Annotated in this window: 23 protein-coding genes; 9 read left to right on the top strand and 14 right to left on the bottom strand. The window is 41.9% G+C overall.

Annotated features, from left to right (window positions below; genetic code table 11):
• The first annotated feature begins 11 nt into the window (after positions 1 to 11).
• The 5 genes from NQ560_RS13365 to NQ560_RS13385 are packed head-to-tail and all read left to right on the top strand — an operon-like array spanning position 12 to position 4372.
• Entirely contained in the window at positions 12 to 1079 is a 1068-nt protein-coding gene (locus NQ560_RS13365) for a D-alanine--D-alanine ligase family protein (protein WP_005333257.1), read from the top strand.
• 13 nt (positions 1080 to 1092) lie between these two features.
• Positions 1093 to 2460 (top strand): UDP-N-acetylmuramoyl-tripeptide--D-alanyl-D-alanine ligase, encoded by a 1368-nt coding sequence (locus NQ560_RS13370; RefSeq protein ID WP_040015497.1) that lies wholly within the window; start codon positions 1093 to 1095, stop codon positions 2458 to 2460.
• Between the two features lie 12 nt (positions 2461 to 2472).
• On the top strand, positions 2473 to 3285 hold the full coding sequence (locus tag NQ560_RS13375) for a Cof-type HAD-IIB family hydrolase (protein ID WP_005333255.1): 813 nt from the start codon (positions 2473 to 2475) through the stop codon (positions 3283 to 3285).
• 15 nt (positions 3286 to 3300) lie between these two features.
• Positions 3301 to 4077: an AzlC family ABC transporter permease gene (locus NQ560_RS13380; protein ID WP_005333254.1), complete on the top strand. Its 777-nt coding sequence runs from the start codon at positions 3301 to 3303 to the stop codon at positions 4075 to 4077.
• A complete protein-coding gene (locus NQ560_RS13385; protein WP_005333240.1) occupies positions 4067 to 4372 on the top strand; it encodes an AzlD domain-containing protein in 306 nt (101 codons plus the stop codon). Before NQ560_RS13380 ends, NQ560_RS13385 begins: the two co-directional genes overlap by 11 nt.
• A 236-nt stretch (positions 4373 to 4608) precedes the next feature.
• Here NQ560_RS13385 and NQ560_RS13390 read toward each other — a convergent pair whose 3' ends face one another.
• The 4 genes from NQ560_RS13390 to mgtE all read right to left on the bottom strand — a co-directional run bounded on the left by NQ560_RS13390 (position 4609) and on the right by mgtE (position 8622).
• Complete coding sequence (locus NQ560_RS13390; protein WP_259816068.1) at positions 4609 to 5004, bottom strand: alanine:cation symporter family protein; 396 nt, start codon at positions 5002 to 5004, stop codon at positions 4609 to 4611.
• Between the two features lie 43 nt (positions 5005 to 5047).
• Positions 5048 to 5860, bottom strand: coding sequence for a formate dehydrogenase accessory sulfurtransferase FdhD (gene fdhD / locus NQ560_RS13395; protein WP_005333237.1), 813 nt, complete (start codon positions 5858 to 5860; stop codon positions 5048 to 5050).
• Positions 5861 to 6310: 450 nt separating this feature from the next.
• Positions 6311 to 6976, bottom strand: coding sequence for an HAD family hydrolase (locus NQ560_RS13400; RefSeq protein WP_040015496.1), 666 nt, complete (start codon positions 6974 to 6976; stop codon positions 6311 to 6313).
• Between the two features lie 251 nt (positions 6977 to 7227).
• The gene (gene mgtE, locus NQ560_RS13405) at positions 7228 to 8622 is read right to left on the bottom strand and encodes a magnesium transporter (RefSeq protein ID WP_005333234.1); all 1395 of its coding nucleotides are present in this window, start codon (positions 8620 to 8622) and stop codon (positions 7228 to 7230) included.
• Between the two features lie 632 nt (positions 8623 to 9254).
• Between mgtE and NQ560_RS13410 the strand changes: the two genes are divergently transcribed.
• The 4 genes from NQ560_RS13410 to pckA all read left to right on the top strand — a co-directional run bounded on the left by NQ560_RS13410 (position 9255) and on the right by pckA (position 15126).
• The gene (locus tag NQ560_RS13410) at positions 9255 to 9746 is read left to right on the top strand and encodes a MarR family winged helix-turn-helix transcriptional regulator (RefSeq protein ID WP_005333232.1); all 492 of its coding nucleotides are present in this window, start codon (positions 9255 to 9257) and stop codon (positions 9744 to 9746) included.
• A 1-nt stretch (position 9747) separates the two neighbouring features.
• Positions 9748 to 11481, top strand: coding sequence for an ABC transporter ATP-binding protein (locus NQ560_RS13415; RefSeq protein WP_005333230.1), 1734 nt, complete (start codon positions 9748 to 9750; stop codon positions 11479 to 11481).
• Positions 11474 to 13372: an ABC transporter ATP-binding protein gene (locus tag NQ560_RS13420; protein WP_005333228.1), complete on the top strand. Its 1899-nt coding sequence runs from the start codon at positions 11474 to 11476 to the stop codon at positions 13370 to 13372. The genes NQ560_RS13415 and NQ560_RS13420 overlap by 8 nt, the downstream gene beginning before the upstream one ends.
• Positions 13373 to 13521: 149 nt before the next feature.
• On the top strand, positions 13522 to 15126 hold the full coding sequence (gene pckA, locus NQ560_RS13425) for a phosphoenolpyruvate carboxykinase (ATP) (RefSeq protein ID WP_005333226.1): 1605 nt from the start codon (positions 13522 to 13524) through the stop codon (positions 15124 to 15126).
• 515 nt (positions 15127 to 15641) lie between these two features.
• Here the strand turns inward: pckA and NQ560_RS13430 are convergent.
• The 10 genes from NQ560_RS13430 to NQ560_RS13475 all read right to left on the bottom strand — a co-directional run bounded on the left by NQ560_RS13430 (position 15642) and on the right by NQ560_RS13475 (position 22989).
• Positions 15642 to 15872, bottom strand: a complete 231-nt coding sequence (locus NQ560_RS13430) for a (2Fe-2S)-binding protein (RefSeq protein ID WP_240162630.1) — start codon at positions 15870 to 15872, stop codon at positions 15642 to 15644.
• Between the two features lie 147 nt (positions 15873 to 16019).
• Positions 16020 to 17777, bottom strand: a complete 1758-nt coding sequence (locus NQ560_RS13435) for a 1-deoxy-D-xylulose-5-phosphate synthase (protein ID WP_005333222.1) — start codon at positions 17775 to 17777, stop codon at positions 16020 to 16022.
• A 2-nt stretch (positions 17778 to 17779) separates the two neighbouring features.
• Complete coding sequence (locus NQ560_RS13440; RefSeq protein WP_005333221.1) at positions 17780 to 18169, bottom strand: MerR family transcriptional regulator; 390 nt, start codon at positions 18167 to 18169, stop codon at positions 17780 to 17782.
• Between the two features lie 184 nt (positions 18170 to 18353).
• Complete coding sequence (locus tag NQ560_RS13445; protein WP_040015525.1) at positions 18354 to 18866, bottom strand: hypothetical protein; 513 nt, start codon at positions 18864 to 18866, stop codon at positions 18354 to 18356.
• A gap of 10 nt (positions 18867 to 18876) precedes the next feature.
• Complete coding sequence (locus NQ560_RS13450; protein ID WP_005333217.1) at positions 18877 to 19389, bottom strand: GNAT family N-acetyltransferase; 513 nt, start codon at positions 19387 to 19389, stop codon at positions 18877 to 18879.
• Positions 19390 to 19474: 85 nt separating this feature from the next.
• Positions 19475 to 20449 carry a type II CAAX endopeptidase family protein gene (locus NQ560_RS13455; RefSeq protein WP_005333215.1) on the bottom strand — a complete coding sequence of 325 codons (975 nt, stop codon included), beginning with the start codon at positions 20447 to 20449 and terminating at the stop codon, positions 19475 to 19477.
• Positions 20450 to 20482: 33 nt separating this feature from the next.
• Entirely contained in the window at positions 20483 to 21070 is a 588-nt protein-coding gene (locus tag NQ560_RS13460) for a GNAT family N-acetyltransferase (protein WP_005333213.1), read from the bottom strand.
• The gene (locus tag NQ560_RS13465) at positions 21067 to 21789 is read right to left on the bottom strand and encodes an NAD-dependent protein deacylase (RefSeq protein WP_005333211.1); all 723 of its coding nucleotides are present in this window, start codon (positions 21787 to 21789) and stop codon (positions 21067 to 21069) included. The genes NQ560_RS13460 and NQ560_RS13465 overlap by 4 nt, the downstream gene beginning before the upstream one ends.
• A gap of 12 nt (positions 21790 to 21801) precedes the next feature.
• The gene (locus NQ560_RS13470) at positions 21802 to 22455 is read right to left on the bottom strand and encodes an HAD family hydrolase (RefSeq protein ID WP_005333209.1); all 654 of its coding nucleotides are present in this window, start codon (positions 22453 to 22455) and stop codon (positions 21802 to 21804) included.
• Between the two features lie 51 nt (positions 22456 to 22506).
• A complete protein-coding gene (locus NQ560_RS13475; RefSeq protein WP_040015524.1) occupies positions 22507 to 22989 on the bottom strand; it encodes a MarR family winged helix-turn-helix transcriptional regulator in 483 nt (160 codons plus the stop codon).
• Positions 22990 to 23040: the final 51 nt, after the last annotated feature.

A 23040-nucleotide genomic window follows, 5' to 3' on the forward strand; every position in this document is an offset into this window, starting at 1 on the left:
GAGCATTCATTATGAAAATTATAGTATTAGCAGGCGGCTTAAGTCCGGAGCGTGACGTCTCACTGACTTCCGGTGCCGGCATCTGCAAAACACTGTTGGAAAACGGACACCAGGCTTATCTTCTTGACCTGTACTTCGGTCTTGAAAATGCGCCTGCGAATCTGGAAGATGTATTTACTCTTCCGGGCGCAGGTCTTGAGATTGCAAAAAATATCAGCACAAAAGAACCTGACCTTGAAGCCCTTAAGAAATCTCGCCCGGATCAGTCCGACTGCATGTTTGGACCAAACGTCATTGAACTGTGCCGTATGGCAGACATTACATTTGTCGCTCTGCACGGCTCTGTCGGAGAAAACGGTAAACTTCAGGCTGCCTTTGATCTTCTTGGAATCAAATATACAGGCTGCAACTCTTTTGGCTGTGCCCTGTCTATGAACAAACTAGTAACAAAACAGATTTATAAAATGAGTGGTGTACCGACTCCTCGTGGAACACATCTGACAAAATACACAAAGGATCTTCCTTTATCTGAACTTGGATATTATCTCCCACTGGTCGTAAAACCATGTGAAAATGGTTCCAGTATCGGAGTTTACATCTGTCATACAGAAGAAGAATATAACAATGCAGTTCGTGAATCATTTGAAAAGAACCCGGATGAAGAACTGGTCATTGAGCCTTACATCAAAGGCCGTGAGTTTGCCAGTGCTGTCATTGCCGGAAAAGCACTCCCATTAGTTGAGATCATTCCGAAAGATGGTGTCTTCAACTATGAGAATAAATATCAGGCTGGCGGAGCACAGGAAATCTGTCCACCGGTATCTATTGATGAAGAAACTCAGCAGCGCATGATGCGTGCCGGAGAAGAAGCATTTGCCGCACTCCGTATGGATGTGTATGCACGTGCTGACTTTATCATTGATGACGAAGACGGCGAATTCTACAGTTTGGAAATGAATGCACTTCCAGGAATGACTGCCGCAAGTCTGCTTCCGAAGGCTGCAAAAGCCGCAGGCATCGAGTACAACGAATTATGCGAACGCATCATTGAAGAATCTATGAATGCGCGTTACAGATAAGAGGAAATCCATCATGAAAAACCTTACTTTAAGAAATATTACTAAGGCCTGCCACGGAGAGTACCGGGGGCCTGAAAATCTTTTGGACAAAGAAGTTGCCGGTGTTACAATTGACAGCCGGAAAGTTGAAAAAGACTATCTGTTCATTGCCATTGACGGTGAACGCGTCAACGCTCACAAATTCATTCCAGATACCATTAAAAAAGGCGCAATGTGCGTGATTTCCCATGAAGATCTTGGCGAGACAGATTTTCCATATATCCTGGTAGAGTCTACTGGCCAGGCACTTCTTGATACTGCAAAGCTTTATCGTGATTCTTTCGATATTAAGGTTGTCGGAATCACAGGAAGTGTCGGAAAGACAAGCACAAAGGAAATGATTGCTTCTGTACTGTCTCAGAAATACTGTGTACATAAAACACTTGGAAACTTCAACAATGAATGGGGGCTTCCAATTACAATTTTTGAAATGAATGAAAAGCATCAGGTCGCTGTTCTGGAAATGGGTGTCAACCACTTTGGTGAGATGCGTCGTCTTTCCAGCGTAGCAAGCCCGGATATCTGTGTGATCACGAATATCGGTATCGCACATTTGGAATTTTTCAAGACAAGAGAAGGGATTCTTCAGGAAAAATCTCAGATGATCCAGGATATGAAGACCGGTGGTTCTATTCTTCTGAACGGAGACGATGATCTGCTCCGTGATATGGGACCGGTCAAAGGCGTAGATCCTGAATTTTTCGGTCTTGGAAAGAACTGCCAGTTCTATGCAACTGACGTAGAATCACTTGGACTTCGCGGTTCTTCCTGTACGATTCATCTTCCGTCCGGCGAAAGCTTTGACTGCATCGTTCCACTTCCTGGTGCTCACATGGTACAAAACGCTCTTGCCGGAACTGCTGTCGGCTATCAACTTGGACTTACACCAGCAGAAATCAAAGCCGGAATTGAAGGACTGCCTTCAATCCCTGGAAGAAATAATATCATTCAAACAGATAAAATCATCATCTTAGATGACTGCTATAATGCAAATCCAATTTCCATGCAGGCTTCCTTAGATGTTCTGAATATGGCAATCGGACGAAAAGTCGCTGTTCTTGGCGACATGGGCGAACTGGGCGAGACCGGAAAAGAACTCCACTACGAAACCGGTGCACATGCAGGTGATATAGGCATCGACCTTGTATGCGGAATTGGCGAGCTTTCCAAAGAGCTTGTAGCCGGAGCTTCTGAACATGGCTGCGAGGCAAAATGGTTCCCTGCAAAAGCAGACTTTCTTGCAGAGATGAAACATCTGATTCAACCAGGTGACAATATCCTTGTGAAAGCTTCACATGGTATGCAGTTCCCTGAAATCGTAGATGAATTACAAAAATTTTAGGAGTATAAAACTATGAACTACCAGCTTCTGGCACTGGATCTGGATGGGACACTGACCAATTCCAGAAAAGAGATCACACCATCGACCAGAGATGCTCTGATCGACATTCAGAAAAACGGAAAAAAAGTTGTATTAGCCAGTGGACGTCCTTCTCAGGGCGTCCTTCCTCTGGCAGAGGAACTTCACCTTGGAGACTATGGAAGTTATATTCTCTCCTACAACGGTGGTCGTATCACAGACTGCCGATCCGGTGAGATCATTTACAGCAAATATCTTCCAAATGATGTTGCGGCTCCGCTTCTTGAAATCGTGAAAAAATATCCGGGGATTGACATTCTTGCCTACACCGATACCGAGCTGATTTCAGGTGGAGATACGAATGAATACAGCGAAAAAGAATCTTTCATCAATCATATGCCGATTACAAAAGTGGATGATTTCGTCTCTTACGTCACTAAAAATAATAACAATAAATTTCTGATTACCGGAGAACCGGAACTGATTCAGGAAGTAAAAGCTGAAGCTGAAAAACAATTTCACTCTTATCTGTCTATTTACTGCTCAGATCCGTTCTTTCTCGAAATTATGCCCCAGGGTATTGACAAAGCTCACTCCCTTACAAAGCTGCTCACCAGCATCGGACTTTCTACCGATGCCATGATCTGTTGTGGGGACGGATACAATGATATGACTATGATTGAGACTGCCGGACTTGGAGTTGCCATGGCAAATGCTCAGCCACTGGTGAAAGAATCTGCAGATTACATCACAAAATCCAACGATGAAGACGGTGTGTTACACGTAATCAATGAATTTATGAGATAGGAAAAGAGGTCACAAATGAGAGGTACTAATAAGTCTTGGTTTGCCAAGGGTATGCGGGACGCAATTCCCATTGCCCTTGGCTATCTTGCAGTTTCATTTACCCTTGGTATTGCTGCGAAAAATGCCGGGTTCACACCCTTTCAGGCATTTCTCGTAAGTTTTACTAATAATGCATCAGCCGGTGAATTTGCCGGATTTACGCTGATTGCCGCAGGTGGCGGCTATCTGGAGGTCGCGATTCTGATATTGATCACAAATGCCCGTTATCTTCTGATGTCTTGCGCATTAAGTCAGAAACTTCCACCAGACACACCGATGATCCAGCGTCTGCTTCTAAGTTATGATGTCACTGATGAGTTATTTGGAATCTCCGTGGCCGTACCGGGTAAATTGAATCCATACTATTCTTTTGGTGCATATACTGTAGCACTTCCCGGCTGGGCTTTCGGAACACTTTTTGGAACTTTGATGGGATCCATTCTACCGGCTAATATCGTCAGTGCATTAAGTGTCGGTCTTTACGGCATGTTCCTGGCAATCATTATCCCGCCTGCAAGAAAAAATAAGATTCTTGCGGGCGTTGTCTTGATTTCCATGGGAGCAAGCTTTGCATTTACAAAACTTCCAGTCGTCCACACACTTTCTACCGGAACAAGAACGATTCTGCTTACGATTCTCATTGCCGGAGGTGCTGCAATCCTGTTCCCAATCAATGAGGAGGAAGACGATACAAAAAGCACTGAATCTAGTGTATTAAATAACAATGAAAGGCAGGCAAGTCATGAGTCATAATATTTATATCTATATCCTGGTCATGGCCGGAGTATCTTATCTGATCCGTATGCTGCCTCTGACCTTGATTCGAAAAGAAATTAAAAATAAAACGATTCGGTCATTTCTATACTATGTACCATACGTCACACTGGCAGTGATGACCTTCCCGGCAATCCTGTCCGCGACCGGAAGTGTCTGGTCTGCATGGGCAGCTCTGATTGTTGCCACAGCACTTGCATGGTTTGGGAAAAGCCTGCTGCAAGTATCCGTATGCGCATGCATGGTGGTGTTCCTGTTAGAATTGTTTTTGTAAAATGGAAAAATTATATAAAATTAAAGCAGAAAAAATCCTGTCCTATGACACGGGTAAAATTCTATGTCTGCTGCGCCGCTTATCTATGTCTTTCTATGTAAACTCGCCTTACGGCTCAGACAGTACATAGAAAGACATGCTATGCTCGCAGACATGTCGAATTTTATCCTATCGTCATAGGACAAGACTTTTTCTGTTTTATTTTGCGATAAGTCTTTTATATTTTTCTCATATTTTTATTTTACATCTTGCACATACGTGTTTTGTTCGGAACGTTTTTCTGTATGTCTGTTGTCTATCTCTGGCTGGAATGCTTTGATGTCCTGTGCTACTTCTTTACTAAGTATGAGCATGCAGATCAGGTTCGGGATTGCCATGAGCGCATTTGCTATATCTGAAAAGCTCCATACAAGATTAAGTGTCTGTGTGAAGCCAAGTTCAAGAATGCTTTTTCTCCATGATATTCCCATCCGAGGATTGTAGAAAATGCAAATAATGTAATCCCGATTGTTACAAGCCAGCACTGTGATCACAATTCCAGTGATCCATGTCGGGATATGAAATGTTGCATGCAGTGCACCTGAAATAGAATTTCCCTGTGTCTTATTTCCAATACCAAATGAAGCAATCACTGCAAAGAGTGCAAACAACCATGCAAGAGCAGAACCTAATGTCTTATTCTTTATACAGCGTATATTGCATCATCTTGTGATTCTTCGCTCTTCCAATCATCGTCAATCCATATTCCTGTGCCAGTTTTACAGCTTCTGCCGTCGGAGTCTTTTTACTTGCCACAAGTGGAATTCCTGCCCGGATTACTTTTGTAATCATGTCAATCGGGAGCCGTCCGGTCGTAAATACTGCACATTCATGAAAATCATAATCCTGCATAAGTGCATAGCCAATCGCTTTGTCCAGTGCATTATGGCGTCCGATATCCTCACAGGAATACACAATCTTTCCCTTATATGCAAGAAAGCAACTGTGTGTTGACCATGTCGCCTCATGCAATGGCATATCCTGATGAAAGGCTTCGTCGAATGCATACATAAGTTCCAGACTAACTTCTACCGGCTCCAGATGCTGCAATTCTTTTTCCACTGCAAATCTACTATATATGGTCTTATTATCCGTACAACAAGTCGGCGTATCCATAACCTCTGCGCTCAGATTATCATTAACCAATCCACAATGTTCTGAACCAAGCTGTACTCTCGCCCTGGTTCCATGCTCACAGATATAAAGGTATTCCACTTCCTCTGATGAATGAATCATGCCTTCGCTGACCATTCGTCCCAGTACCAGCCCCGGCAAATCCTTCGGTGTACACACTAATTTCATCGTCAGCACATCATTAATATACACGTCCATACGATGCTCCGATAAAAGCATCTCTGACTTTTCTACAGCATTCCCGTCCGGATCAATATATAATCCTGTAACTGGATAAATCGCTTCTGCTTCCTCATATTGATTATTTATCTTCATACCACTTCGTCCTTTTCATACAACATATATTTGACACACACACATATCAGTGTTAATATACTTATATAAAAGGTACTGCCAATGGCGATTTACCTGATCATTGTAAATAAAAAATAACCGTATTAGTTTCTCAGGCTAACAGGCGGTTATTTTTTTGTGGTCTTATTGTTACATCCCATTGCATATCCAAGACCAAATGAGGTTAAGCAGAGACTAAGTACTGCAATCAAGTCAGCCATTGTTAGCATAAGTATGTTCTCCTTTCCATAATAGTTCATCGTCCGAATCATCTATGTAATCAGAGCTATAGACTCCCTGTAAAAAATAAACCGCCAGACACACCAGTGCTGACAGCACCTTACATTTATTGTATCAATTCTATGCTTTTCATGCAATACTTTTGTATATTTTTAAGATATATTATTTGTCTAAAAATAAACGAATCATTTTTTATATCTTTTCCAACGCCGCCATCGGTGTCTCTAGCTGTTCAAACTTCTCTTTTCGGATATCCAGTTCCGGCACCTCTTTGATGTACCACCGTGCCTGAAGCGCAGTCATTCCCATAATATCTGCCGCTTCCAGTTCATGGCTCCCGCCATCTCCGATGTACAAACATTCTCCGGCTCTCACTCCAAGCCCTTCCATACACTTTAGGAATATTTCCGGATCTGGCTTTTTCATTCCCAGTTCATAAGACAAACATGTCTCATCAAAATATGGAAATAACTGGCTTTCCCGGATCAATACCGCTTCCTCAGAATAACAGTTACTAATCAGTCCGATTTTAATCTTTTTTTCTTTTAATGCCTGAAGCATCGGAATAATTTCCGGGTGAAGATGACAAAAACAGTCTGCTTTTGCTACCTTTCTTCCAGAAATAATAGTCTGGAATGTCTCCTCGCTGTATTTTCCGGTCTGTCTCAATATCTGCTCAATTGTCTCTTCCAATGTCTGCTTTCCAATGGTCCGGTCATTCTCACTCGGAATCCAAAGTGCATCAAATAACACCGGATCTATACCGGCATCTGCTGCCATCTGCGCCCGGAAATATACCGGTCCGCCATACTGTGTAATCAAGGTCTCATACATATCAAAAATAACTGCTTTTATCATAAATATCTCCTTTTTAGTTAAATTACTCTCTCTTACCACCACCTTGCGAAGTAAGAAAATATAAAACCCGCCGGATACCAATTTTGTACTAATTGTAGCATTTTAGGATATTTTACAAGTCTAGCGACATAAAAATCCAACTGTTTGAGCTCTGCGAGTTTTTGGATTTTTATGTCAATAGGCGATGCAGTAAAATGTTCTAAAATCTACATAGTAAAAAATTGGTATCCAGCGGGTTCCATTATATTTCCTTACCCCGCAAGATGCAACATCTCAATAAGGAAAATCCAGCTCAGTCCATAGTAAGTCACAACTGCTACCAGGTCATTGATGGTCGTGATCAATGGTCCGGATGCTACAGCCGGATCAACATTAATTTTCTTAAAGAACAGCGGAATACATGTTCCGACTGCCCCGGAAATGACCATCGCAACTACAAGTGCTATTCCGATGCAGCCTGAAACTGCATAAGCGAACATAAAAGTCTTTCCTTTAAAGAGTGCAATATAAAGTCCGATTACAATAAATGACAATGTTCCCAGAATCAGACCGTTCGAAAATCCGATTGTCATTTCCTTCCATACTAATTCTGCCTTCTGTTTTCCGGTCAGGGACTCGTCCATCAGAACACGGATTGTTACGGCCAGTGACTGTGTTCCCACATTTCCTGCCATATCCAGGATCAGTGACTGGAAACACATAATAATCGTAAGCTGACTTACAACTGTCTCAAATACACCAACTACTGATGAAACAACCATGCCAAGTCCTAACAATACCAGCAGCCACGGAAGTCTCTTTTTCAGGCTCTCACGCAGAGGCTCTTTCAAATCTTCCTCCGCTGTCAGACCGGCAAACATTGCGTAGTCCTCTCCCATCTCGTCATCGACCAATTCTACGATGCTCTGAGATGTGATAACTCCAAGCAATTTGTTATCATTATCCAGTACCGGAATGGAATTCTCGGAATAATCTTTCAGCTTTTCAATACAATCATCTATCAGTTCATTTCCATATACATATGGGTATGATGTCACAATCAGATCTTCCAGACATGCATCCTGTCTTGCAATAATCAAATCTTTCAAATCTAATGCTCCGTAAAATGTGGAATCTTCTGTCACCATAAATATAGTAGAAATGTTATCGTTCTTTGCTGCCTGACCGATTAAGCTGCTCATTGCCTGCTTTACAGTCAGATTCTCACGGATCATGATGCAGTTAGTTGTCATCTTACTTCCGATTTCTTCCTCGTCAAATGAAGCAATGATTGCCATATCTTTTCTCGCCTCATCATCCATCAGCTCGATCAAAAGTACTTTTTTCTCCTTCGGTGTCATACGGAGAACATCTACAACGGCATCTGTCTCCATTCCTGAAAGAATACCCGCTGCCTTACGCACATCCATCTCATCCAGATACTCTGCTGCCTGTTTCTCATCAATATACTCGAAAATGTCTGAAAGCATATCCAGGTTCAGAATTCTGCAGACTTTCCGTCTCTCTGCTGCTGTCAGCTCGGAAAATACATCTGCCAGGTCATTTTCATGATAATCCTCCAGTTTGTTACGCATAACTCCCGGTGAAGTATTACCTCTGATGATAGCCAAGATTTCTGACTGATAATCCTGTGTTTTGTTTTCCATCTTGGGAAACCTCCTTATCCTGTTTTCTAATTTCCGCAAGAAGCACAAAAATTAAAACATCAAGAGACACTTTAGCTGTTGACATTAAAATCTTTATCCTTCTTGCATCTGTTTTTCACAGATCAGATAGCTGCATTTTTATGCATATGTTCGCTCATTGGAAAATAGGATAAGAAATGAATTGATAAATTCTATTTAGAAAAAACAGAACAGACTGTTACTCATATCTGATCCTATGTTCTTAGTTCGCCCATGACTATCGCAACTGTCCATTCTGTTCACCTGCCTTTTTTCTTAGAAATTTTGCTAATCATCCATTCCAGGCTCCATTTTGATTTCTGCCTGAAAATGAATCATTGTAGGAGTTCCTGATTACTCCTTCACACATTATAGTATTATCCCCCTGACATTTCAACCACCTTTTATTATTTTACAAGAATTTATCACTGCACAACGAAGTTATTTTCTCATACTGCTCTTCTGTAATTTTTTCTTAATTTTTGTCTGCAGTTTACTCTGCAATTTTTTCTTAATTATCCTCTTAGTTTTTCTCTTGACATTCTATTATATTGTCCATATAATGTTAAAAGTTAGGAAGCTAACAATTATTTTTTTGAGAATTGAGGTGAATTATGCAAGATACAAACAACAAAAATGCTCCTCTGGAACTGGGACGTCTGATCCACATTCTTTCCTGTAAGATGAAATGTCAAAATGACTGCTATACTATTTTAGAAGATAGTGATCTGACACCTGTCCAGCAACAGCTTTTAAAATTTATCTTATTAGAATCTGCTCACAAACCAATATTCCAGCGGGATATTGAGGAAGCATTCCAGATCCGGCGGTCTACTGTCACCGGTATTATTAAACTGATTGAGCAAAAGGGCTATATTACACGAACCAGTGTTGAAAGCGATGCAAGACTGAAGCAACTGGTTCCGACAGAAAAAGCTGAGGCTTTGCGTCCACATATTATAGAACATATCAAAAAGTGTGAGGCCGCTCTGTCCGCCGGTATTCCTGATGACAAGCTCCATGTTTGCCGGGAAGTTCTCTGTCAGATGCTTGATAATCTTGCAGCTTCAAAATGTAATTGTACTGACAATAAAAAGGAGGCATAATATGAATAAAACACTGTTAAGATCAGTACGGGAATATAAAAAGCAGTCTATTCTTGCTCCGCTTCTCGTTATTCTCGAAGTGCTGATGGAAGTTCTGATTCCACTCGAGATGGCAAAAATCATCGATGTAGGAATCGCAAATGGAGATATGTCCTACATTTTACAGCGCGGTCTGATTCTTGTAGTCATGGCTATGCTTGCCCTGTTCTTTGGTGTTCAGGCTGGTAACATGGCAGCAATCGCAGGTGCCGGATACGCCAGAAACCTGCGCCACGACATCTTTTATAAGGTACAGGATTTCTCTTTCAAAAACATTGACCATTTTTCTACTTCAGGACTAGTTACACGTATGACAACAGATATCACAAATATCCAGATGGCATACATGATGAGTATCCGTCTTCTTGCAAGAGCTCCATTTATGATTATCTTATCATGGATCATGACACTGCTCCTCAATAAGACAATTTCACTCTTATTCCTGATTGTAATCCCGCTTCTTGGAGGAACACTGATCTACATTGCCAAAAAAGCGCACCCACATTTTATCAAAGTATTCGACGAATACGATGTACTGAACAACTCTGTCCAGGAAAATGTGAATGCTTCCCGTGTAGTAAAAGCATTTGTCCGAGAGGATTATGAAATTGACAAGTTCCACGACATTTCCAAATATGTATACAACCTTTTCACAAAGGCTGAGAAAATTGTTGCCTGGAACTCACCGGTCATGCAGTTTACCATGTACTCAGTCGTTCTGATCATGGTTCTGATCGGAGGCAAGAGCATCATTGCCGGCACTATGGAGACAGGCGAACTTACAAGTGTCATCGTTTACGCACTACAGATTATCGGATCTCTGATGATGGTTACATTTGTATTCGTTATGATCATGATTGCAGAGGCATCTTCTGACCGTATCACTGAAGTCATGAATGAGATTCCGGAAATGCAAGATCAGCCTGATGCAGTGACAGAAGTTCCAAACGGAGACATTGTATTCGACCATGTAGACTTCAGCTACGCAGGCGAAGGCGGAAATTTATCTCTGAAAGACGTTAATCTTCATATTGAATCCGGACAGACTATCGGTATCATCGGTGGAACCGGAAGTGCAAAATCTTCCCTTGTCCAGCTCATCCCAAGACTTTACGATGTCACAAAAGGACATGTCAAAGTCGGCGGCATTGATGTTCGTGATTATAGCCTGGAATCCCTGCGCGACCAGGTATCCATGGTTCTTCAGAAAAATGTACTGTTCTCTGGAACCATTTATGAAAACATCCGCTGGGGTGATGAAACTGCAAGCGATGAAGAAGTCAAACGTGTATGTAAGCTTGCGCAGGCTGACGGATTCGTTCAGGAGTTCCCGAACGGTTACAATACAAAAATCGTCCAGGGAGGTAACAATGTATCCGGTGGGCAGAAGCAGCGTCTGTGTATCGCAAGGGCGCTCCTTAAGAAACCAAAGATCCTGATTCTGGATGACTCTACCAGTGCAGTAGATACAAAGACGGATGCCCTGATCCGGAAAGCATTCCGTGAGGAAATTCCGAACACCACCAAGATCATCATTGCGCAGCGCGTTTCTTCTATCGAAGATGCTGACCAGATCATCGTTCTGGATGGTGGACAGATCATGGGAATCGGAACATCTGAAGAATTATTAAAGACAAATGAAATTTACCGGGAAGTATATGAATCACAGGTAAAAGGAGGTGGCGACCATGAATAAGACAACAAAAAAACCAGGTAAAAGGCTAAGTGCTGAAAATATTGCTACTGGAAAACGTCTCCTCAAATATATTATGGACCTGTACAAGTACCGTTTTATCATGGTATTCATCTGCATCCTTTTAAGTGCTGTTGCATCCATTTCTGTATCTCTGTCCTTAAAATATTTGCTTGATGATTATATTATTCCACTAATTGGGCAAAAATCTCCGAATTATACAGAGCTTTATCGGGCACTGACCGTTTTGGGATGCATTTTCCTCGTAGGTGTGATTGCAACATTTACCTATACAAGAATGATGGTATACATTGGACAGGGCGTGTTAAAAAAAGTGCGCGACGATATGTTTGAGCACATGCAGACACTGCCAATCCGCTACTTTGACCAGAACACGAACGGATCTATCATGAGCCTTTACACGAACGATACTGATACATTAAGACAGATGATCAGCCAGGCTATCCCACAGGCACTGATGTCATTTTTCACTATCGTCGTAACATTTATCTCCATGCTCGTGCTAAGCCCGCTTCTTACCGTTCTTGCAGTGCTCATCATCGGGGTTCTGATCTCTGCAACAAAGGCTATCGGCGCAAACAGTGGAAAATATTTCATCCGTCAGCAGATGGCGCTGGCAGATGTGACTGGATTTATTGAAGAGCGTATGAACGGGCAGCGTGTCATCAAAGTCTTCAATCACGAAGAAATTTCAGAAAAAGAGTTCGACGAACTAAATGACGCATTGTTCGAGTGCGCTGCAAATGCAAACAAATATGCAAATATGATGGGACCGGTCATCGGAAACATCGGAAACCTCCAGTTCGTACTGACTGCAGTTCTCGGTGGACTTCTTTCAGTCACTGGTGTGGGCGGTATTACCATCGGTGTCATCGCTTCTTACCTGCAGTTTACAAAGAGCTTTACCCAGCCATTCATGCAGGTTGCACAGCAGTTCAATTCCATCGTCATGGCACTTGCAGGAGCAGAACGTATCTTTAAGCTCATTGACGAAGAACCGGAACAGGATACCGGTTCTGTCACACTGGTCAATGCAAAAAAAGATGAGAATGGAACGATTACTGAATGCACAGAACGTACCGGTATGTGGGCATGGAAAAAGCCTGCTGACGAAAATGGTACTGTGACTTATACTGAACTGACCGGAGATGTAAGATTCAAAGATGTGACATTTGGATACGATGAAGACAAAATTATTCTTCATGATATCAGCCTCTTTGCCAAACCTGGCCAGAAGCTGGCATTCGTAGGATCTACAGGCGCCGGCAAGACAACGATCACCAACCTGATCAATCGTTTCTACGACATTCAAAGCGGTGAGATCCTTTATGACGGCATCGACATTACAAAAATCAGAAAAGATGACTTGCGCCGTTCCCTCGGAATCGTTCTTCAGGATACACATTTGTTCACCGGAACGATCAAAGACAATATCCGTTACGGTAAACTGAATGCCACTGACGAAGAAATCTACAATGCTGCAAAACTTGCTCACGCGGACCAGTTCATCCAGATGCTGCCAAATGGTTACGATACATTACTAAGCGGTGACGGCGAGGAATTGTCCCAGGGACAAAGACAGCTTCTGTCTATTGCAAGAGCCGCTGTTGCCGATCCACCGGTACTGATTCTGGACGAGGCAACATCAAGTATTGATACCCGTACCGAGAGTATCGTACAGAAAGGTATGGACAATCTGATGAAGGGGCGTACCGTATTTGTTATCGCACACAGACTGTCCACAATTCGCAACAGTAACGCAATTATCGTCCTGGATCACGGTCGGATCATCGAACGCGGTGATCACGATGACCTGATTCAGCAAAAAGGAACCTATTATCAGCTTTATACCGGAAAATTGGAACTTTCCTAGGAAAAAATTGGTAATTTTGCACCGGAGGAATTTGTTAAAAATTTATTGATTTTGGAAATTAATAATGTATAATTAAATATGAATGGGGGAAATGTTCCAGCTATCGACCATTTCCCTTATTACATTTAAGAAAAGAGGTTTGGTTTAAGATGGCAGAAATCAATTTAAGCAAGTATGGTATTACTGGAACTACAGAAATCGTGTATAACCCTTCCTACGAGTTATTATTTGAGGAGGAGACAAAACCTGAACTTGAAGGTTACGAAAAAGGACAGGTCAGTGAGCTCGGTGCAGTAAATGTAATGACAGGCATCTATACAGGACGTTCTCCTAAAGACAAATTTATTGTTATGGACGAGAATTCAAAAGACACAGTATGGTGGACATCTGATGAGTACAAGAATGACAATCATCCAGCTTCTGAAGAGACATGGAACGCTGTAAAGGATCTTGCAATCAAAGAACTCTCCAACAAAAAGCTTTATGTTGTAGATGCATTCTGCGGTGCTAACAAAGATACCCGTATGGCAATTCGTTTTATCGTAGAAGTAGCTTGGCAGGCTCATTTCGTTACAAATATGTTCATTCAGCCAACTGAGGAGGAACTTAAAGATTTCGAGCCAGATTTCGTTGTATATAATGCTTCTAAAGCTAAAGTTGAAAACTACAAAGAGTTAGGCTTAAATTCAGAGACAGCTGTATTATTCAACATCACAAGCAAAGAGCAGGTTATCGTAAACACATGGTATGGCGGAGAGATGAAAAAAGGACTGTTCTCTATGATGAATTACTTCCTTCCACTGAAGGGCATCGCTGCTATGCACTGCTCAGCTAACACAGATAAGAATGGTGAGAACACAGCAATCTTCTTCGGACTTTCCGGAACAGGTAAGACAACACTTTCCACAGACCCGAAACGTCTTCTGATCGGTGACGATGAGCACGGTTGGGATGACAACGGAGTATTCAACTTCGAGGGTGGATGCTACGCTAAGGTTATCAACCTTGATAAAGAGTCTGAGCCAGATATCTACAATGCAATTAAGCGCAATGCTCTTCTTGAGAACGTAACACTTGACGCTGAAGGAAAGATTGATTTTGCTGATAAGAGCGTAACAGAGAACACTCGTGTTTCTTACCCGATTCAGCATATCGAGAACATTGTACGCCCGATTTCTTCTGCACCTGCAGCTAAGAACGTCATCTTCCTGTCAGCAGACGCATTCGGAGTACTTCCTCCAGTATCTGTACTGACACCAGAGCAGACACAGTACTACTTCCTGTCAGGATTTACAGCAAAACTTGCAGGAACAGAGCGTGGAATCACAGAGCCTACACCTACATTCTCAGCTTGCTTCGGACAGGCATTCTTAGAGCTGCATCCTACAAAATATGCAGAAGAGCTTGTTAAGAAGATGGAGAAGAGTGGAGCAAAGGCTTACCTTGTAAATACAGGATGGAATGGAACAGGAAAACGTATCTCCATCAAAGATACTCGTGGTATCATCGATGCAATCCTGAATGGAGATATCAAGAACGTTCCAACAAAGAAGATTCCTTACTTCAACTTTGAGGTTCCTACAGAGCTTACAGGTGTTGACACAGGAATCCTTGATCCTCGTGATACTTACGCTGACGCTTCCGAGTGGGAAGAGAAAGCAAAAGATCTTGCCGGAAGATTCATCAAGAACTTCGCAAAATACGAAGGAAACGAAGCTGGAAAAGCACTCGTATCCGCTGGACCACAGTTATAAAAATTATAAAGACAAACGTGCGCCACAAGGCGCACATACAAAGCTCCCGGGTTTTTACATCAACCCGGGAGCTTTTTCATTGTAAAATCTATTACTTAGTCTGTTTCAGTTTTGCAATTGACTTCTTCACGCACCACAGGCAGGTCGGAACACTGTAACAGCATGCTGCAATCCATGCTGCCTAATCCGCAAAACAGATTGCTGTGTAGCCAAATGTTCCTACAAATCCAAGGCTGACAACTGCTCTTGCGACCATCTCCGCAGCACCTGAAAAAAACGGTTCTTCCGGAATATCCAAGACCTTGTGCCACCATTCTTGTAACCGTCAGGATTCCAAGGCTCCAATAAAAAATTCCCATACAACTCAAATATTTTGCAGAAGCATCAAGCGCTCCAACAGCTTCAGCGGACTTTCCTTTACCATAGATGTCGTCATGGCCCTTTACCTCTGTCTGATATTTATTAGAGTATTATAGCACCATTTTTACACGTTTTCTATGTTCCATGTTTTATTCTCAATCATTATTCTCTTTCTTCTTTTCCTCTAACATATATTCGACCATCACTTCTCGAATATCGGAAGAACATCATGTCCCTTTTGGGCTTAATTCTTTGCATCTGTGCAAGGTGCAGGCTCCGGTCATTTTTCTGATATCATTTAACGTCTTTGCCCCTTGCTCCATTGCCTTTATAATCTGACCTTTTGTAACATTTGAACAGTAACAAATAATCTCTTCATTTTTCATATTCTATTCCTCTATGGCAAAATATTAATTTTTATTAATATTTTACCATAGAGAATTTTTAGTTTCAACTTATATCTGATGTTTTCCTACGTATTTTCTGGAATTCCAAAATCCTGCCCTGGCTTAGGAACTTAGTCCGTACAACTCTTATGCAAAAATCCTTGCAACATCTTCCACAATCTGCTCTTTTGTAAGATGGTTGTCTTTTAATACTTCTGTCACATCGTATCGATCCAGGAACTCTTTTTTCAGTCCGAAATTTAAAACTTTCATATGACTGTCACCATAGAATCTGGCAATCTTCTCACCAAAACCACCGTCCAGAATTCCGTCTTCCAATGTAATTACAACACTATGATCTTTCTTAAGATCTTCAAGCATTTCTTCATCCAGACCTGTAATGTAATACGGATTGATAACGGTTGCGTCTATTCCTGCTTTCTCTTTCATCAGATCCGCCACATCATTTCCTAATCCGTAAAATGTTCCAAGTCCGAGAATTGCAACCTTACTTCCTTTTCTCGTCATCTCATACTTGTTTAGAATACCGAAATCTTTTGTGACTTCTTTTCCGTCTGAAATCACCTCTCCACCGGGAAGCTTGATTGCAACCGGATGTTCTTTCTGCTCTATGCTCCAGTCCAGCATTGCCAGATATTCTTCTTTTGTTGTCGGCGCAAGATAGACAAGATTCGGAATATTTGCCATCATCGGGATATCCTGCAGTCCAAGATGTGTCACATCGCTCATTCCATAGACAGAACCACTGAACGTAACAATCGTTGCCGGGCTATTATCGATACATACATCCTGTGCAATCTGATCAAAGGTTCTCTGTACAAATGTGCTATACACACCATAGACCGGCTTTCCGCCATTTGCTGCGATTCCTGCTGCCAGTGCAACCGCTGTCTCCTCTGCAATTCCAACATCGACAAACTGCTGTCCTGCTTCTTTTCGCTTATCCTCTGTAAATCCCAGAACTGTCGGAGTTCCGGAAGTAATGGCAACAACTGCCGGATCTTCTTTCATCTTCTTCATGAGATAATTGCACGTCACATCTGAGTAGTCTTCTTCTTCCATCTCATACAGAGGCTTTCCAGTCTCGATATGAAATGGTCCGTTGAAATGCCACTGCTCTTTGTGTTGTTCTGCCGGCGCATAACCTTTTCCTTTTAATGTATTGATATGCACAACGACTGCTTTTTTACTGTCCTTCACACTCTCAAATGCCTGAATCAGCTCAGCCACATCATTTCCATGGTCCACATAGATATAATCTAAGCCCATGGCACAGAACAGATTACACTCGGCCTGTCCATTCGTCTCACGAAGCAGCTTCAGATTCTGATAGATACCTCCGTGGTTCTCAGCAATCGACATATCATTGTCATTGACTACAATAATCAGATTGCCGCCAAGCTCTGCCGCGTAATCCAGTCCTTCTAACGCCTCACCGCCGCTTAAAGAACCATCTCCGATTACCGCGATTACATTGCCATCTTCCCCATTGAGATCACGGGCTTTTGCAAGACCGCACGCCAGGCTCACAGATGTAGATGTATGTCCGACAGTAAAGAAATCATGCTCACTTTCATGCGGATTTGTATAACCGGACACATCGTCGTAATGCTCTTCATAGAGATATGCGTCTTTTCTTCCTGTCAGCATCTTATGTGGATAGCTCTGGTGTGACACATCAAATACAATTTTATCTTTCGGCGAATCAAACACATAATGAAGCGCGATTGTTGCCTCCACCATACCGAAATTCGGTCCGAAATGTCCGCCATGTTTACTTGCACGAATCAAAAGTGCATGGCGCATTTCCTCTGCAAGCTTTGGAAGTTCTGATACTTCTATCTTCTTCACATCCTCTGGTCCATTTATCTTTTCAATATACATCTTTACTTACACTCCTTTTCTTCCCAGGTTAAAACCCCTGTCTTCACAGCCTCTTCATACCTGGACACTTTATATTTCAAGCGTTCCATCGTTGCCTCAATCTGCTGTTTCTGTTCCTCTAAAATGTCATACTGTTCCTTTAGAAGCTGTCTTCTCGCCTCAAATGTAGAGTCTCCTATCTGGAATAATTTTACATATTCAATCAATGCTTCAATTGGAACTCCTGCACTTCGCATACAAACAGCATGCTCTACCCAGCCAAGATCCGATTCCTGATAGTTACGAATCCCACTTGCCGTTCTCGAAACTGGCGGGATTAAACCAATACGCTCATAATATCTAAGCGTATCTTGAGAAATCTTAAATTTCTCACTGACTTCTTTAATTGTCATACACAAAACACCTGCCTTCTACATGACATACTATAGCATCTGGAGTGAACTCCAAGTCAAGAAAAATATGCAAATTCAAGAATGCCTCGGTGTTCTAGATTTTTCTTAGAAAAAAGAATGTGCCAGGGCACATTCTTACGCTAAGTGCATTGCATAACGCCAATGACGCTGCGCAACGACTAAATTAAATAATATTCCAAAAACTCTTTTTCTTCTCTTCTATTGGCACAGGTTTCTTCTTACTGCGTACAATCTGCGCCCGCATACCTATGTTGGTAAACTCCTGGCAAAGTTTTACCGCCTGCTCTTTGTTAAGACCATCTTTTGCCGCAAATGGTGTCTGGGATAATTGGATTTTTCTACTAAAATCGTATTTTTTTGCAAGCTGCACAAAGTCACTGCGCTGTCCAAAATATTCCATCACTCGTCCCAGTACGATTATCTGTCTTGATGGGAACTTTGGAATGTCGCATTCTTCCGGCATCGACAGTATCTTATATTCTGCCTGATAATAATCCAGTGCTTCTTCAAAATATCCCGCACATTCCTCGTCCAGATTATCATAAAGTACCACCGGGACATTCGATACTATCCTGTCTGCATCCTCTTTTTCAATTCTTGTAAGAATCTGCAGATATCTTGATATTTCAATATTATGGTTATTGCAATTTATCAGTTGAAACTGATATGTTTTCATATGTGTCTCCTTAAAAAGCATAACTCATCTCATGCCATTCTTCATCGCCCCATACAGAAGCAGAGATACCTTCGTCTTTGTAGCCCATTTTTTTATACATTTCCACTTTCTGTTCAAGGCATGTCAGTTTCAGCATCTTACGTCCGTTTGCCTGCTCACGCTTTACGTACTGGTTCATGATTTCTCTCGCAAGACCCTGCCTGCGGTATTCTGGCCGGACATCCAGCCCCAGAAGGAAAATATTCTTTCCTTTCGGATTATGTACTGTTATATCTGTGAAAAACTCATCACGAAATGCTTCTTCATCCGTTGCCAGTCCATTTAAAAATCCTGCGATCGTCCCAGTCTCTTTGTCCACTGCAACAAGAAAAAGTTCCGGTGCATGTTCCACCCTTTCAAACATATCTTTTTTAGAACATACCTCATGTGGTGGAAAACAAATCTTCTCAATCTCTGCTACTTCCTCTGCTTCATTTGCCCTGACAGATCGAAATTCGAATCTGTCTAATACATTTGCCGCCATCTTTCTTTCCTCCCTATACTTTAATTACTGACACTATATGATGCGAAGGTAAAACCCCCAATTATAATAGCCGCTTCATCTTTCGTTAAAAATGCAGACCTTGTATCGTACCTGCTATGATCATCATACCTCCGGTCACAGCCAAAGCCAGGGCAAGTGCCAGCCAGATGAACTGTTGTTTGCGTTTTTCTTTTGGAAATAATTCTTTTGGATAACCTTCCCGCCCAAGATGTAACACATGATTGCCCAGATACAAAATTGCCAGTCCCACGCTGCCATCTATCATATAAATTCCCATAAACGCCGGTGAAAGCTGAGAAACCTGGCTGGTTGCTGTATCCATTACAAAGTTCCACATTCCACTTCCATTCATTCCAAGTGCTCTTGCCATCAGCTGCATCAAAAACTGCATCCCATAAAGCACCAGTACCGGAATGATATTATTGATTGCATGAAACATCACATTATAAAACATGTTGTTCGTCTCATAGACAAGATATCCGAGTACAATTCCAAGGAGAAATGTTGGGAAAAATCGTATGATACTTCCATGAAACAGACCAAACACTGCCGCTGTAACTAAAATTGGAATCCATTTTCCGTGTGTCTGATTCCAAATAGAATTAAAAAATACACCACGAAACACTGCTTCTTCACAGATTGCTGGTGCAATTCCAACAACTATAATTGCTACTATCATGGAGGAACTTGTGAACATACTGCTTAATCCGATTGATGTTTCAGTAACCATCTCCGGGGCAATATACATTTCAATCATGGTCACAACAGAAATTGCCTGACTCGCACCAAGGTAAATCAGTATCGTCCCCATGACCTCTGTAAGCTTTGGCTTATGAATCGGAAACACCGACCGGAATTTTCCACCAAACACTGCCACTGCTCCAACTGCTGTGCCCAGTAAAATCAATTCTCCGATCAAAGACCGTCCCATTCCTAACCATCGTGGCAGAAAGTCACTGAACACAAATACTTCCAGACCTGCCAGGATGATTACCAGTAATCCCTGCCAAAGTCTTAACTGCTTTTTCTCATTTTCCATATATTTCACCTTACCATCCAAGTCTGCTGTATTCTAGTCCTTCAACATGTCCGCATCAAATTTCTTTGGAAACGTTTGAATTTCTTCATGAATTCCAATGCTCTTCTCCATCCATATCATATTGTACCAGCGATGGAACTTGTATCCACATTTTTCAAATTCTCCTATCATACGATAGCCAAGATGTTCATGAAACTGTGCACTGTTCTTTGTCAGATACTCATCGTCTTCCTCGGGATATCCAATACATGCTTCCATATTTAAAATTCCCATTTCTTTCAGACAATGTTCCAATGCACTATGAAGTTTTTTTCCTATTCCCATACGTTTACAATTCTGATCTACATATATGGAGGTTTCCACCGCCCAGGCATAAGCTGCGCGCTCCTTAAATGGACTGACATATGCATACCCCACGATTTTTCCATCATGTTCTGCCACCAGATATGGATATTTTTCAAGTGTATGTGCAATTCTTTCACGAAATTCCTCTGGGGAGGGAACTTCATATTCAAATGTAATTGCAGTTTCCCTGACATATGGTGCATAAATCTCCAACAATTCTTCTGCATCCTCTAATGCCGCAACACGAATCACGATTTCTTTTTTTAATGTACTCATACTGTAATCTGACTCAATACCTCCCCGATCGGTGCGGCAATCGTAAGTTCTGCACGAACTGATTTTGCCGTATCGCTCTTATTGATCACGACAAGATGTTTTCCTCTAAAATAATCTACAAATCCAGCTGCCGGATAAACGACCAGAGATGTTCCCCCTATGATCAGTGTGTCTGCCTGGCTGATCGCACGGATACTCTTGTCAATCATATTTTCATCCAGACTTTCCTCATAAAGTACGACATCCGGCTTGATCACTCCTCCACACTCACAATGTGGAACTCCTTTGCTGTTCTTTACATATGCTGCATCGTAGAAATTTCCGCATTTTTGGCAGTAATTGCGATGAATGCTTCCATGGATCTCATATACATTCTTGCTTCCTGCTGCCTGATGAAGTCCGTCAATATTCTGTGTAATGATTGCTTTAAGTTTTCCTGCCTGCTCAAGTTCTGCCAGCTTTTTGTGCGCGGCATTCGGCTTCGCATCTAAAAACATCATCTTTTCTTTGTAAAATTCATAAAATCCTTCTGTATTGCGCATAAAGAAGGTATGACTGACGATCTGTTCCGGTGAATACTTATATTTCTGCTGATACAGGCCGTCCGCACTTCGAAAATCCGGAATATTGCTCTCTGTAGATACTCCTGCTCCTCCGAAAAAGACAATATTTTCACTGTCATCAATGATTTCCTGCAACTTTTCGATTTCTTTATTCACAAAATCATCTCCCTATTTTACATTTTCCATCCACTCAATGATCTGACCCAGATCCTCCAGACTGGCTGATGCATGTTCCAGTACCTCTTCCGGCACATCTACCATATCATGAATATAAATCGTTTCTCCACCGGCTGCGATTCCTGCCATGACTCCCGGTATACTATCTTCAACTACCAGACACTCCTTCGGATCACGTCCGATCTCTTTTGCTGCATTCCAGAAAATATCCGGTTTTGGTTTACTTGCTTTTTGCGTGTCTCCATAGATAAATGCTGCAAAATATTCCGCTATTCCTGACATTTGAAGAACTTTTTCTCCACGCGATTGTCTTGTAGAAGTTGCAACTGCTGCCGGAATCTTCTTTTCTTCCAAATAGGAAATGAGCTCCATAAGCCCCTTCTTTTTAGGAACTCCGTCCCGCGCAAGCATCTCCATAAAAATCTCATCTTTTCGCTGTCTTGCTTCTTCATAACGAAATTCTTTGCCAAATGTATCTTCAAATATTCCCCTGATAATCGCTGCCGTCTTTCCCCGGCATTGATTCAGAAGTTCTGTCGTAATGGAATACCCCATTTCTTCTCCGACTTGCTTCCACGCAATCGTATACAGCCTCTCTGTATCAAACAAAGTGCCATCCATGTCAAATATCACGCCTCGGATCATATTGTACGCCTCACTCTTCTATACGTTCTCTCATCGTCAGTCATTTTTTGTCTATTCTTTATCCATGCTGTCCGACGATTTTTCTTTGCTTTCTCTTGTATAATCGGTAAAGAATCCAGTCAGTGCGTCCAGCGTCTTTAACAGTACCGGGATCTCGCTCTCATCTAACTTGTCCACAATGGCCTGTGTCATCTGCTTATGATAATCTTCGTGATGATGATATGCATTTTCCCCTTTTTCCAGAAGACGCACATATACGACCCGTCGATCCTCTTTGCTGCGGAACCGGTCAACATACCCCTTTTTCACAAGACTATTCACAGCAGTTGTAAGTGATCCTACTGTAATATTCAGCTTCTTTGCAATGGTAGACATATTATTGCCCTCTCCAAGTCCGATTGCCTCTATGACGTGCATATCATTGTTGGTAATATCTTTAAATTCATCCGTAATAATTGCCTTACCTTCTACCTCCCAGATCTCATTAATCAGATTCACCAGGACATAGTTAATTGTTGCATATACATCACTCATTCGCACTGCTCCTTCATCCTTTACTTGCTTTTCATTATAGACGTTTTTTGT

The organism is Dorea formicigenerans (assembly GCF_025150245.1).
In the GTDB taxonomy this organism is placed as follows: Bacteria; Bacillota; Clostridia; order Lachnospirales; family Lachnospiraceae; genus Dorea; species Dorea formicigenerans.

Excerpts from the sequence above, each read along its gene's own strand:
- NQ560_RS13365 (WP_005333257.1), top strand. The coding sequence starts at position 12 with ATGAAAATTATAGTATTAGCAGGCGGCTTAAGTCCGGAGCGTGACGTC.
- NQ560_RS13370 (WP_040015497.1), top strand. The coding sequence starts at position 1,093 with ATGAAAAACCTTACTTTAAGAAATATTACTAAGGCCTGCCACGGAGAG.
- NQ560_RS13375 (WP_005333255.1), top strand. The coding sequence starts at position 2,473 with ATGAACTACCAGCTTCTGGCACTGGATCTGGATGGGACACTGACCAAT.
- NQ560_RS13380 (WP_005333254.1), top strand. The coding sequence starts at position 3,301 with ATGAGAGGTACTAATAAGTCTTGGTTTGCCAAGGGTATGCGGGACGCA.
- NQ560_RS13385 (WP_005333240.1), top strand. The coding sequence starts at position 4,067 with ATGAGTCATAATATTTATATCTATATCCTGGTCATGGCCGGAGTATCT.
- fdhD (WP_005333237.1), bottom strand. The coding sequence starts at position 5,860 with ATGAAGATAAATAATCAATATGAGGAAGCAGAAGCGATTTATCCAGTT.
- NQ560_RS13400 (WP_040015496.1), bottom strand. The coding sequence starts at position 6,976 with ATGATAAAAGCAGTTATTTTTGATATGTATGAGACCTTGATTACACAG.
- mgtE (WP_005333234.1), bottom strand. The coding sequence starts at position 8,622 with ATGGAAAACAAAACACAGGATTATCAGTCAGAAATCTTGGCTATCATC.
- NQ560_RS13410 (WP_005333232.1), top strand. The coding sequence starts at position 9,255 with ATGCAAGATACAAACAACAAAAATGCTCCTCTGGAACTGGGACGTCTG.
- NQ560_RS13415 (WP_005333230.1), top strand. The coding sequence starts at position 9,748 with ATGAATAAAACACTGTTAAGATCAGTACGGGAATATAAAAAGCAGTCT.
- NQ560_RS13420 (WP_005333228.1), top strand. The coding sequence starts at position 11,474 with ATGAATAAGACAACAAAAAAACCAGGTAAAAGGCTAAGTGCTGAAAAT.
- pckA (WP_005333226.1), top strand. The coding sequence starts at position 13,522 with ATGGCAGAAATCAATTTAAGCAAGTATGGTATTACTGGAACTACAGAA.
- NQ560_RS13435 (WP_005333222.1), bottom strand. The coding sequence starts at position 17,777 with ATGTATATTGAAAAGATAAATGGACCAGAGGATGTGAAGAAGATAGAA.
- NQ560_RS13440 (WP_005333221.1), bottom strand. The coding sequence starts at position 18,169 with ATGACAATTAAAGAAGTCAGTGAGAAATTTAAGATTTCTCAAGATACG.
- NQ560_RS13445 (WP_040015525.1), bottom strand. The coding sequence starts at position 18,866 with ATGAAAACATATCAGTTTCAACTGATAAATTGCAATAACCATAATATT.
- NQ560_RS13450 (WP_005333217.1), bottom strand. The coding sequence starts at position 19,389 with ATGGCGGCAAATGTATTAGACAGATTCGAATTTCGATCTGTCAGGGCA.
- NQ560_RS13455 (WP_005333215.1), bottom strand. The coding sequence starts at position 20,449 with ATGGAAAATGAGAAAAAGCAGTTAAGACTTTGGCAGGGATTACTGGTA.
- NQ560_RS13460 (WP_005333213.1), bottom strand. The coding sequence starts at position 21,070 with ATGAGTACATTAAAAAAAGAAATCGTGATTCGTGTTGCGGCATTAGAG.
- NQ560_RS13470 (WP_005333209.1), bottom strand. The coding sequence starts at position 22,455 with ATGATCCGAGGCGTGATATTTGACATGGATGGCACTTTGTTTGATACA.
- NQ560_RS13475 (WP_040015524.1), bottom strand. The coding sequence starts at position 22,989 with ATGAGTGATGTATATGCAACAATTAACTATGTCCTGGTGAATCTGATT.